Annotated in this window: 10 protein-coding genes; all 10 read right to left on the bottom strand. The window is 64.0% G+C overall.

The window, feature by feature from the left end; translation table 11 throughout:
* Positions 1-176 precede the first annotated feature (176 nt).
* The 10 genes from murB to EOA16_RS23120 are packed head-to-tail and all read right to left on the bottom strand — an operon-like array spanning position 177 to position 12,400.
* On the bottom strand, positions 177-1,142 hold the full coding sequence (murB, locus tag EOA16_RS23075) for a UDP-N-acetylmuramate dehydrogenase (protein ID WP_127260304.1): 966 nt from the start codon (positions 1,140-1,142) through the stop codon (positions 177-179).
* Positions 1,139-2,545 (bottom strand): UDP-N-acetylmuramate--L-alanine ligase, encoded by a 1,407-nt coding sequence (gene murC / locus EOA16_RS23080; RefSeq protein ID WP_127260305.1) that lies wholly within the window; start codon positions 2,543-2,545, stop codon positions 1,139-1,141. Before murC ends, murB begins: the two co-directional genes overlap by 4 nt.
* Positions 2,542-3,669 (bottom strand): undecaprenyldiphospho-muramoylpentapeptide beta-N-acetylglucosaminyltransferase, encoded by a 1,128-nt coding sequence (murG, locus tag EOA16_RS23085; RefSeq protein WP_127260306.1) that lies wholly within the window; start codon positions 3,667-3,669, stop codon positions 2,542-2,544. The genes murC and murG overlap by 4 nt, the downstream gene beginning before the upstream one ends.
* A 1-nt stretch (position 3,670) precedes the next feature.
* A complete protein-coding gene (gene ftsW, locus EOA16_RS23090; RefSeq protein ID WP_027034940.1) occupies positions 3,671-4,822 on the bottom strand; it encodes a putative lipid II flippase FtsW in 1,152 nt (383 codons plus the stop codon).
* On the bottom strand, positions 4,822-6,222 hold the full coding sequence (gene murD, locus EOA16_RS23095; protein WP_127260307.1) for a UDP-N-acetylmuramoyl-L-alanine--D-glutamate ligase: 1,401 nt from the start codon (positions 6,220-6,222) through the stop codon (positions 4,822-4,824). The genes ftsW and murD overlap by 1 nt, the downstream gene beginning before the upstream one ends.
* A gap of 8 nt (positions 6,223-6,230) precedes the next feature.
* On the bottom strand, positions 6,231-7,313 hold the full coding sequence (mraY, locus tag EOA16_RS23100) for a phospho-N-acetylmuramoyl-pentapeptide-transferase (RefSeq protein WP_013530954.1): 1,083 nt from the start codon (positions 7,311-7,313) through the stop codon (positions 6,231-6,233).
* A 19-nt stretch (positions 7,314-7,332) separates the two neighbouring features.
* Positions 7,333-8,790: a UDP-N-acetylmuramoylalanyl-D-glutamyl-2,6-diaminopimelate--D-alanyl-D-alanine ligase gene (locus tag EOA16_RS23105; protein ID WP_127260308.1), complete on the bottom strand. Its 1,458-nt coding sequence runs from the start codon at positions 8,788-8,790 to the stop codon at positions 7,333-7,335.
* Positions 8,787-10,241, bottom strand: coding sequence for a UDP-N-acetylmuramoyl-L-alanyl-D-glutamate--2,6-diaminopimelate ligase (locus EOA16_RS23110; protein WP_127260309.1), 1,455 nt, complete (start codon positions 10,239-10,241; stop codon positions 8,787-8,789). The genes EOA16_RS23105 and EOA16_RS23110 overlap by 4 nt, the downstream gene beginning before the upstream one ends.
* A gap of 54 nt (positions 10,242-10,295) precedes the next feature.
* Positions 10,296-12,005, bottom strand: coding sequence for a penicillin-binding protein 2 (locus EOA16_RS23115; RefSeq protein WP_127260310.1), 1,710 nt, complete (start codon positions 12,003-12,005; stop codon positions 10,296-10,298).
* Complete coding sequence (locus EOA16_RS23120; protein ID WP_127260311.1) at positions 12,002-12,400, bottom strand: hypothetical protein; 399 nt, start codon at positions 12,398-12,400, stop codon at positions 12,002-12,004. Before EOA16_RS23120 ends, EOA16_RS23115 begins: the two co-directional genes overlap by 4 nt.
* Between the last annotated feature and the right edge of the window lie 3 nt (positions 12,401-12,403).

Consider the following 12,403-nt stretch of genomic DNA (forward strand, 5'->3'; position numbering starts at 1 on the left):
AGCAGAGAATCAGAGAGTTGATTCACTGGCAAGTGCTTACGATTCCGAGAGATTCACTTTCTGAGAAAATGGATGCGAAAAGCGTGTCGTTGAGTCTTTGCGGCAACGGTCGCGGACCGTTTCGGCCTCGTTGAAGTTCATGCATCACATGAACTTCACACGCGCCAAGATGCGCCTTAAAGAAGCTGCCCGAGAAACTCCTGGACAGCATGCCCCGGCCGGAAATTGCCGATGCGTTTGATTTCCCATTGCAGACGGATGCCGGAATTCTCCAGCACCCGCGTGCGCACCGTCTCGCCGAGATATTCAAGGTCGTAGCCGGTCGCGGTTCCGGTGTTGATCATGAAGTTGCAATGCATAGGCGACATCTGCGCGCCGCCGATCATCAGGCCGCGGCAGCCCGCTCTGTCGATCTCCTTCCAGGCCGACGTGCCGTCCGGATTCTTGAAGGTCGAGCCACCGGTCTTCTCGCGGATCGGCTGCACGGTCTCGCGATGGTTCTGCACGGCCTCCATCGCCGCCTTGATCGCCGCTCTGTCCTCGGCAAAGCCCTCGAACACGGCCGAGGTGAAGATCAGCCCGGAGGGCGCTGCTGAATGGCGATAGGCGTATCCCATATCGGCATTGCTCAGCGTCTGCACATTGCCCTTGCGGTCGAGCGCCCGCACTTCGACGACGCGCTCGCGCGTCTCGACGCCGTTGGCGCCGGCATTCATCCGCAGCGCACCGCCGATTGCACCCGGAATGCCGTGGTAAAAATGAAAGCCGCCAATGCCGGCCTCGAGCGCCACCGCTGCGACGCGCTTGTCGGGGGTCGCGGCTCCCGCCTTGATCCTGATCGGCGAAATCACCTCGGCCTCGCCGAAGCCCTTGGCCGAAAGCCGGATGACAAAGCCCTCAATGCCGCCATCACGGACCAGAAGGTTCGAGCCGACGCCGACGACGGTCAGTGGTATTTCTTCGGGAACGGCTTTGAGGAACGCTGCAAGATCCTCCTCATCGGCCGGCTGGAACAGCGCTTCAGCCAGGCCACCGGCACGAAACCAGGTGATCTTGTCCATCTCGGCGTTCGGCGTCAGGCGGCCGCGCAAGCCGGCAAGCCGGTCGCCCAGTCTGTCGATCAGGGCCTGGCCGTGCATCATGAGACGGTCCCGCCAAGCTCCTTGGGCAATGCATAGGCCCATTGGGTGATGTTGCCGGCGCCAAGGAAGACGACGAAATCGCCCGGCTTGGCCAGATCACGGATGATGGGGGCAATCGCCGCCGGGCCCTCGATGTAGCGGGCGTCGCGATGACCGCCGGCGCGGATGCGCGACACCAGCGCGTCCGAGCTGACGCCGTCGATCGGCTCTTCGCCGGCCGCATAGACCGGCGCCACCATCACCGTGTCGGCGTCGTTGAAGCAGGTGGAAAACTCGTTGAACAGATCATGCAGCCGGGTGAAGCGATGCGGCTGGGCAATGGCGATGACGCGACCCTGGGTGGCGCTGCGCGCCGCCTTCAGCACCGCTGAGATCTCGACCGGATGGTGGCCGTAATCGTCGAATATTTCGACGCCGTCCCACGAACCGGTATGGGTGAAGCGGCGTTTGACGCCGGCGAAGGACGACAGGCCCTTCTTGATCGCCTCGGCAGAGAGGCCAAGCTCATGCGCGACCGCGATCGCTGCCGTCGCGTTGGAGACGTTGTGACGACCGGGCATCGGCAGGCGCAGGCCTGCTATCGTCGCCTGGCCGCCGGTCTTGCGGTCGCGGATCACCACGTCGAATTCCGAAATGGCACCTGCCATGCGGTGATTGGTGAAGCGCACGTCGGCCTGCGCATTCTCGCCATAGGTGATGACCCTGCGGTCCTCGATGCGGCTGACCAGCGCCTGCACCTCGGGATGGTCGGTGCACATCACGCCAAAACCATAGAACGGCACGTTCTCGACGAACTGGCGAAACGCCTCGCGCACCTTGTCGAAGCTGCCATAGTGATCGAGATGCTCGGGATCGATGTTGGTGACGACAGCGATTTCGGCCGGCAGCTTGAGGAAAGTGCCGTCGCTCTCGTCGGCCTCGACCACCATCCATTCGCCGTCGCCCATGCGCGCGTTGGTGCCGTAGGCGTTGATGATGCCACCATTGATGACGGTCGGATCGAGCCCGCCGGCATCGAGCAGCGTCGCCACCATCGAGGTCGTCGTCGTCTTGCCATGCGTGCCGCCGATCGCCACCGCCTGGCGAAAGCGCATCAGCTCGGCCAGCATTTCGGCCCGGCGCACGATCGGCAACAGCTTTTCGCGCGCGGCCTTCAGCTCCGGGTTGGATTTCTTGATGGCCGTCGAGACGACGACAACCTCGGCATCGCCAAGATTCTCGGCCTTGTGGCCGACGAAGCATTCGATGCCCTTGTCGCGCAGCCGCTGCACATTGGCGCTTTCGGCCTGGTCGGACCCTTGCACCTTGTAGCCGAGATTGTGCAGCACTTCGGCAATGCCGCTCATGCCGATACCGCCGATGCCGATGAAATGCACAAGGCCGATGGTCTGCGGCATCTTCATGCTTGCGTCCCCTTCCTGAAATCCGAAATGGTTTTTTTGGACGCAATAGCCTCTGTGAGATCAGCGAGCAACCGTGCCGCGTCCGGCCTGCCGGCCGATTTCGCGCCCGCCGCCATCGCCGTCAACCGATCGGGGTCGTCCATCAGCTCGCCAATGAGCGCTGCGATCCGTTGAGGCGAGAGCGAGGATTGCGGATGCACTTCGCCGCCGCCGGCAGCGGCAAGGGCTGCCGCGTTCGCCGCCTGGTCGTGATCGAGCGCATAGGGGTAAGGCACCAGCAACGCCGGCCGGCCGATGACGGCGATCTCCGAAACGGTCGAGGCGCCGGAACGCGAAATCACCAGATGAGCGGCCGCCATGCGTGCCGCCATGTCGGTGAAGAAGGGCGAGACCTCGACGGCGACGCCAAGCGCGGCATAGGCCGCCTTGACCCGCGCCACGTCATCGGCGCGAGCTTGTTGGGTAATCACCAGCCGCTTGCGCTGGGCATCGGAAAGCAGCGCAATGGCTCCCGGCACGGCATCGGAAAAAAACTGGGCGCCCTGGCTGCCGCCGAACACCAGAAGGCGGAACGGCTGCTCTCCGGTCGACGCCGCATAAGCCGTCCTGGCCGCTTCCAGCACGGCAGGCCTGACCGGATTGCCCGTCATCACCGTCTTGATGCCGGCAGCACTGGTGTCCTGCGGCAGAAAGCCGCCGGCGATGGCGTCGACACGGCCGGCCAGCGCCCGGTTGGCGCGCCCCATCACCGCGTTCTGCTCATGGATCAGGGTCGGTACCTTGCGCCGTGTCGCCGCGTAGAGCGGCGGCAGGGTCGGATAGCCGCCGAAGCCGACGACCGCATCCGGCTTGATCCTGGCGATGACCGCGGAGGCCTGGCGCACGCCCCGCCAGATTTTCCAGAAGGCGCCAAGCAGGGCAAAAGGGTTTTTCGAGCCCATCGTCGCCGACCGGATCGGGTGGATGGCGGCGGCCGGAAAATGGCCGGCGAAACGCTCGGCACGATCGTCGGTTGCCAGATGCACCGACCAGCCGCGCTCGTTCAGCTCATGCGCCAGCGCCTCGGCCGGGAAAAGATGCCCACCAGTGCCGCCTGCCGCGAGAAGGATGACGCCTCTGGCCATATCACTCCGCCGGCACGGCGCGTTGCGACAGGCCAAAGCCCATCTGCTTGCGCTTTTCCGGCCGCTTGCGTGTCAGCGCCAGCACCATGCCCATCGAGATGGCGATGGCGATCTGCGAGGAGCCGCCATAGGAGATGAACGGCAGCGTCATACCCTTGGCCGGCACGAGCTGGAGGTTGACGCACATGTTGATGACCGCCTGCAGGCCAAACACCGTGACGAGGCCGCCGACCGCATAGCGGGTGAAATCATCATGCTCCTTCAGCGCCGTGTTGAGGCCGCGCAGCACGATGAAGGCGAAGATCGACATGATGAAGAAGCACATGATCAGCCCGAACTCTTCGCCCGCGACCGAGAAGACGAAGTCGGCATGGCTGTCGGGGATGACGCGCTTGACGGTGCCCTCGCCCGGTCCGACACCGAACCAGCCGCCATTGATCAGCGCTTCGCGCCCCATGTCGACCTGGAACGTGTCGCCCTCGCCGGTGAGGAACTTGTCGATGCGCAAGGCAACGTGCGGGAACACCGTATAGGCGGCAAAGACGCCGCCGACGCCCGCCGCGCCGAGCGCGACGATCCACAGCCAGGGCAGCCCGGCCATGAAGAACATGATGCCCCAGGTGCCGGTCGTCAGCATGGTCTGGCCAAGGTCCGGTTGCGCCACCAGCAGCGACACGACCAGCACCAGCAGCAGCATGGCGAACAGATTGCCCGGAATGTCGGGCTGGCGCTTGTGCTCGGCGAAAAGCCAGGCGCACATGATGACGAAGGCCGGCTTCAGGAATTCCGACGGCTGGATCGACAGGCCGGCAAGCGACACCCAGCGGCGCGCGCCCTTGACCTCGACGCCGATGTAGAGCACCGCCACCATCAGCACCAGCATCAGGCACAGCATGATCAGCGCCATGCGCCGGATCTGCCGGGAATCGAGGAAGGAAACGGCCAGCATGACGCCGAGCGCCGGCACGGTGAAGATGATCTGCCTGGTGGCAAAGTGGAAGCTGTCGAGGCCGATACGCTCGGCCACCGCCGGGCTGGCGGCGAAGGACAGCACGATGCCGAGGCCCATCAGCGACAGGAACGCCGCCAGGAACCAGCGATCGATCGTCCACCACCAGGTTGCAACCGGGCTTTTGTCGAGACGGCTCTGCATTATCGTGCCCCTCCGATGGGTTTCACACCCTCGATAGCATTCGCAGCTTGCCTGAAGGCTTCGCCGCGGACTTCGAAATTCTTGAACTGGTCGAAGCTGGCGCAGGCCGGCGACAGCAGCACCACCGCCTCGCCGCTGTCGTCCTTAGCCGCATCATGCGCGGCATGCTCGACCGCCGCGGCCAGCGTGCCTGAAATCTCGTAGGGAACTGCCTCGCCCAGCGTCGCCGAAAAGGCGGGAGCGGCCTCGCCGATAAGATAGGCCTTGGCGATGCGCGGGAAGAAGCCGCGCAAGGGTTCGATGCCGCCTTCCTTGGGCAGGCCGCCGGCGATCCAGTAGATGCGCGCGAAGCTGGACAGCGCCGGCGCCGCAGCATCGGCATTGGTCGCCTTGGAATCGTTGATGAACAGCACATGGTCCTTGCGGCCGACCTGTTCCATGCGATGCGCAAGGCCGGGAAAGCTTTCCAGCCCCGACTGGATCTCGCCAAGCGCCAGCCCGACCTTGAGGCAGGCGGCGACCGCTGCCAGCGCGTTCTGCGCATTGTGCTGGCCACGCAGCGAGCCGATGCCTTCGAGGAAGGCGACACGGCTGTAACGGCCGTGCACCGCCTCCATCAGGTTGCTGCCGTCGGCGAAATAGCCGTCGGTCAGCGGCAGGCGCTTGGAAATACGGATGACATGCCGCCCCGCCCGCTCCAGCCGCTCGGCAATCTGAGCGCACCAGGAATCGTCGATGCCGACGATAGCCGTCTCGCTGCCGGCCACCAGCCGCTCCTTGATCGCGGCGTAGTGCTGCATGGTGCCGTGGCGGTCGAGATGATCGGGCGTCAGGTTGAGCAGAATGCCGGCCGTCGGGTTGATCGAGGGCGCGAGGTCGATCTGGTAGGACGAGCATTCGACCACATAATGCCGATCGGGCTCGGGCGGATCGAGCGTCATCACGGCGCGGCCGATATTGCCGCCCATCTGGGTGTCGCGTCCCGCGGCTTTCAGGATGTGCGCGGTCAGCGCGGTCGTCGTCGACTTGCCGTTGGTGCCGGTGATGGCGATGAAAGGCGCCGTAGGCGCGCTCAGCATCCGCTCGCGGCAGAAAAGCTCGATGTCGCCGATGATCTCGACGCCTGAACCGCGCGCCAGTTCCACCGTCCAATGCGGCTTGGGATGCGTCAGCGGCACACCCGGCGACAGCACGAAGGCCGAGAAGCCAGCCCAGTCGGCGCCGCGCAGATCGGCGGTCGCGATACCGGCAACGGCGGCCTTGGCCACGCTGTCGGGATTGTCGTCCCAGGCCAGCACGTCCGCACCGCCCTCAATCAGCGCACGCGCCGTCGCGATCCCCGAGCCACCGAGCCCGAAGAGCGAAACGCGCTTGCCTGAAAAGGATGCGGCGGGGATCAATGGGCCTCCTATCTCAGCTTGAGGGTCGACAGGCCGACCAGCGCCAGGATGACGGCGATGATCCAGAAGCGGATCACCACCTGGCTTTCGGTCCAGCCGAGCTTTTCGAAATGATGGTGGATCGGCGCCATCAGGAACACCCGCTTGCCGGTCATCTTGAAGTAGCCGACCTGAATGATGACGGACAGGATTTCGACGACGAACAATCCGCCGACGATGACCAGGACGATCTCGTGCTTGGTGGCAACCGCGACGGTGCCGATCAGGCCGCCCATGGCCAGCGATCCGGTGTCGCCCATGAAGATCGCCGCAGGCGGCGCATTGAACCAGAGGAAGCCCAGGCCAGCGCCGATGACCGCGCCAAGCACGACCGCCAGTTCGCCGGTGCCGGGCACGAAATGGATCTGCAGATATTCGGCGAACACCGCATTGCCCGAGAGATAGGCGATGACGCCGAAGGAGGCCGCCGCGATCATGATCGGCACGATCGCCAGCCCGTCCAGGCCGTCGGTCAGGTTCACCGCATTGCCGGCGCCGACGATGACGAAGCAGGAGAACGGAATGAAAAACCAGCCGAGATTGACGATGAATTCCTTGGCGAAGGGAAATGTCAGCGACGACGAGAACGGCGCCTGGCCATTGTGCATGATCACCCAGGCGGCGATGCCGGCGATGACGAATTCAAGCGCCAGCCGTGCCTTGCCGGAAAAGCCGAGATGCGACTGCTTGGTCACCTTCAGATAGTCGTCGTAAAAGCCGATCGAGCCGAAGCCCAGCGTCACCAGCAGAACCACCCAGACATAGATGCTCGACAGGTTCGCCCACAAAAGCGACGAGCCGATGATGCCCGACAGGATCATCAGCCCCCCCATGGTCGGCGTGCCGGCCTTCTTGAAATGTGTCTGCGGCCCGTCGGCGCGGATCGGCTGACCCTTGCCTTGCCGCAGCCGCAGCGAATTGATGATGGTCGGTCCGAAGATGAAGACGATCAGCGCCGACGTGATCAGCGCCCCGCCGGTGCGGAATGTGATGTAGCGGAAGACATTGAAGACCGAGACCTTGTCCGCAAAATCGACGAGCAGTGTAAACATGCGCTTTTCGTCCCCCGACCTAGGTCTGTTTTCTGGCTGTCGATTCAGCCGGGAACTTGCCCAGCAGCGCATCGACCAGTTTTGCAAAACCGATGCCCTTCGACGATTTGATCATCACCACGTCACCCGGCTTAAGCGCGGCAAGCAGCACCGGCCTCAGTTCCTCGACACCGGCGCGGTATTCCGTCTCGATCTCAGCCGGCAGCGCTTCGGCCAGCGCCCGCATTTCCGGGCCGCCCAGGAAGACGGTCCGCGTGCCCGTGCCGACGATGAGATCGGCAAGGGCCGCATGCAGCTTGGCCGAATGGTCGCCGAGTTCGAGCATGTCGCCGAGCACGGCGATGCGGCGGCCCTCGCCCGTCACAGGCGTCGCGTTGAGCAATGCCATGGCAGCAGCCATCGATGCCGGATTGGCGTTGTAGCTCTCGTCGATCAGCGTGATCGACCCTCCCGGGTGGCTCGAAGTCGAGCCACCCGAATGGCGCAGCATATGGCGCTTGCCGCGCCCGCGCTCGGCGGAGAGATCGGTCAGTGCTGAAGCCACCTTGTCGAGATCGGCGCCGACCAGATGCGCCGCACCCAGCACCGCCAGCACGTTCTGCACCATATGGCGGCCGGGCGCGCCAATCCGCGCCGTCACTTCGTGGCCGCCGATCCTGGCGATGATGTCGGAATGATCCGCATGCAGTTCGCATTTGGTAAGCTTGAAGGTGGAGCGCGCATTCTCGCCGAAGCCGTAGACGTGCTCGACCCCGGCGGCATGGGCCATCTTGTCGAGCAGCTTGAAGCGCGCATCGTCGCGGTTGAGGACGGCGGCCCCCTCGGGCTCCAGCCCCTCGAAAATCTCGGCCTTTGCCTTGGCGATCTCGTCCAGATTGCGGAAGAAACCAAGGTGGGCGGCCGCGATCATGGTGACGATGGCGACATGCGGCCTCACCATCTTGACCAGCGGACGGATCTCGTCGGGATGGTTCATGCCGATCTCGAACACGGCATAGTCGCAATCATCAGGCATGCGTGCCAAAGTCAGCGGCACGCCCCAGTGATTGTTGAAGGACTGCGCCGAGGCATGCACCTTGCCGACGGCTTGCAGCACAAGGCGCAGCGCTTCCTTGGTGGTGGTCTTGCCGGCCGAACCGGTCACAGCGATGATTTTCGCGCTCGAGCGGGCGCGCGACGCAACTCCGAGCTTTTCCAGCGCGACCAACACGTCCTCTACGACGATGATCGGCGCTGTCAGCCGCCCAAGCGACGGCAGCTTGCCTTCGGCCACCACCAGCACGCCGGCGCCGGCCTTGATGGCGGCAGTTGCAAAGTCATGGCCGTCCATCGCCTCGCCCTTGATGGCGAAGAAGGCGTCGCCCGGCTGCAGGCTGCGGCTGTCGATCGAAATGCCTGAAATGCCGTCCGGCATCGGCCCGAGCGGCCGCCCGTCCATGGCGGCAACCAGCGCCTCGGAGGTCCACAGCAAGCTCATGCGGCACGCTCCGTGAGTGCCGCGCGGACTTCCTCGTGATCGGAGAAATGCAAGGTCTCGGAGCCGACCGTCTGGCCCTCCTCATGGCCCTTGCCGGCCACGATCAGCGTGTCGCCGGCATGCAGCATGGCGACCGCTTCGTAGATCGCCTGGCGCCGGTCGCCGATTTCGATGGCACCTGGAGCAGCGGCCAAAATAGCGGCGCGGATCGTTTCCGGCACTTCGGAGCGCGGATTGTCGTCGGTGACGATGACGACATCTGCAAGTCGCGTCGCAATCTCGCCCATGATCGGTCGCTTGCCGCGGTCGCGGTCGCCGCCGCAGCCGAACACGACGATGATGCGGCCGGTGGTGAATGGGCGCACCGAGGACAGCACGTTTTCGAGCGCGTCGGGCTTGTGGGCATAATCGACATAGACCGGCGCGCCATTGCCGGTGGTGCCGACGAGGTCGAGCCGGCCCGGCGCGCCCTTCAGTTTCTCCAACGCCATCAAGGCCTTGGCGACAGATGTTCCCGTGGAGATGGCAAGACCCGCCGAAACCAGCGCGTTCGAAATCTGGAAATCACCGGCCAGCGGCAGGTCGATCTCGTAGAGCACGCCATCGGCCTCGACTTCGGCGCGCTGGCGATGGCGCTCGTGCTCGACCCGCTTCAGCCTGAGGAAATCGCCATGACGGCCAACTGTCAGCACATCAAGCCCGGCGGCCTGCGCCGCCTTTATGGTCGGCGCCGACCACGGATCGTCGGCAAAGATGACGGCCGGCGCGCCTTTCGGCAGCAGCGTGTCGAACAGGCGCAGTTTGGCGCGGTGATAGTCCTCGACGGTCGGATGATAGTCCATATGGTCGCGGCCGAGATTGGTGAAGCCGCCGGCGGCCAGCTTCACGCCGTCGAGGCGGCGCTGGTCGAGCCCATGGCTGGAAGCTTCCATCGAGGCGTGGGTCACGCCGGCATCGGCCAATTCCCGCAGCAATTGATGCAGGGCGACAGGATCAGGCGTCGTCAGCGAGCCATAATCGTTACGGCCCGGCGCCACGACGCCGGTGGTGCCGATCGAAGCGGCGGCATAGCCGGCCTGCTCCCAGATCTGCCTGGTGAAGGCAGCGACCGACGTCTTGCCGCTGGTACCGGTCACCGCGACCATGATCTCAGGCTGCTTGCCGAAATAGCGTGCCGCACTCAGCGCCAGCGCCAGGCGCGGATCGTCGACCGCCAGCACCGGAACCGGGAGCCCGGCAATGGTGCTGCCCTTGCCCGCCACGATCGCGGCCGCACCGCGCGCGGCGGCATCTGCGGCATAAACGGCGCCATCGGCCTTGGTTCCGGCGAGCGCAAAAAAGACAACGCCCGGTTTTACCTGGCGGGAATCCGAAGAAATCCCTGTAACCTCCAGATCGACGGAAGCTATTCCCTCGACGGGCAGGATACCGGCTAGATCTCTGAGCTTCATCGAGTCCCGTTCACCGCAACAAAATAGCGCGCTGTTGCCGGCGCGCCCTAAGAATCACTGATAGGAAACCAGCGTTGCACCATTTTCATGGCTGAAATCTGGCTTCACGCCAAGCATGGCAGCTGAACGCCTGATGATATTGCCGGCCATAACCCCGGCATTCGCGGCCGCGACATCCGTCATGCCGGGCTTTTCCGGGTGCGGGGCATCGGCAATGGTAAACACCAGATACTGTGGATCGTCCATCGGGAAGGCGGCGACGAAGGTGTTGAAATTCAAATCCTTCGAGTAGCGGCCATTGACGACCTTCTCGGCCGTTCCGGTCTTGCCGCCAACGCGGTAGCCGGGGACTCTGGCGTTTCTGGCAGAGCCCTTTTCGGCATTGAGCGAATAGAGGTAGCGCATGCCTTCGACGGTCTTTTCGCTCACCACTCTCTTAGCGGTGGCCATTGCTTCGGCCTGCGTCCGCACCAAAAAGGTGGGGTTCATCAGGAAGCCGCCATTCATCAACGCCGCGCAGCCCACAGCCGCTTGCAGCGGCGTCGTCGACACGCCATGGCCGAAGGCGATGGTGAATGAATTGACCTGTTTCCAGACCTTCGGTTCAGTCGGACGGGCAGTCTCCGGCAATTCGGTCTGCATCCTGTCCAGAATACCAAGACGATGCAGGAATTCGCGATGCCCCTCGATGCCGACCATCTCGGCTTCCCTGGCCGACCCGATGTTGGACGAATAGAGGAACACCTCCGGCAACGACAGCACACGGTTCTTGCCATGGAAATCGTGAATGGCCTGATGGCCGACCCGGATTGGATGCGAAGCATCGAAGCGGCTCGCCATCGTCGCCTTGCCGGAATCGAGCGCCATGGCTGAGGTGAAGCTCTTGAAGGTCGACCCCATCTCGTAGAGGCCCGCCGACATGCGATTCAGCCGGTCCTTGTCCTGTGCATTGTAGGGATTGTTCGGATCAAAATCCGGCACCGAGGCCATGGCCACCACTTCGCCGGTCTTGACGTTGAGCACAACGGCGCCGGCGCCCATGGCACGATAGCGCTCGAGGCCGGCGGCGATTTCGTCGCGCACGACATGCTGCACGCGCAGATCGATCGAAAGCTTTACCGGCTTGAGATCCTTGGCAATGGCAAGGCCCGATGCCTGCAGGTCGCTCAGCCCCTGCTCGTCGACATATTTCTCCATTCCGGAGATGCCCTGGTTGTCGATGTTGGTGAGGCCGACAATGTAGGACGAGGTCTCGCCGCTCGGATAGAAGCGGCGCTTTTCGGTACGGAAGCCGAAACCGGGAATGCCGAGCTGCATGATGTCGGACTGCTGCTTGGGCGTCAGCTGCCGCTGCAGCCAGACAAAGCCGGCGCCGCTCTTCAGCTTGTGGTAGGTCTGCTCATAGTCGATGTCCGGAAGCACCGTCGACAGCTTCTCGATCGCCTCGTCGGCGTCGACAATCCGGCGCGGTTCTGCAAACAGCGACGCCGTCTTGATGTCCGTGGCCAGCACTTCGCCGTTGCGGTCGACGATGTCGGGCCGTGATGCCGTCACCCGGCTCTGCGGACCGCCCGACATATCGGGGGTCTGGAAGCCGAGATAGACCAGCCGCCCTGATATGGTCGAGAAGATGCCGAAGAACACCGCCATCGTCATCACGATGCGTGTCCTGCCCTTGCCGCCGGTCGCCTTGCGGGCGCCCTCGACCACGATCGATCCATCTACACTCGTCCTGGCGCGACGCTTCAGCAGTTTGCCGATCATTGGGCGATGCCTCCGGTCACCACGGGATCCCTGCCGTCCGACGGCGCCTTGCCGCCCGAATTGTCGGCCATGCCGCCCTGGCGTCCCGACAGGATGTCCTGGATGTCAAGGGATTTGGCCGGCAGGTCGCCGATGCCGCCGATCTGGCGAGCGCTGACCGGCTCGAGTTCGAGCTGCGACTTGTAGAGTTCAGTCAGCTTCTGCAGCCGCGACGGCTGGGTAAGCAGGCTCCAGTCGGCCTTGAGCAGGTCGATCGTGTCCTCCTCATAGCGTATCTGCGCATGGATCTTCTGCACCGAAGCCAATTGTTCCTCGGCCTCGCGCTTGGCCTTGTAGGTAAGGGCCGCGACCGCAACCATGACGGCGATCAGGACAATGTCGCTGGTACGAAACACTTA

It is taken from the genome of Mesorhizobium sp. M7A.F.Ca.US.008.03.1.1, from assembly GCF_003997495.1.
Taxonomy (GTDB): Bacteria; Pseudomonadota; Alphaproteobacteria; order Rhizobiales; family Rhizobiaceae; genus Mesorhizobium.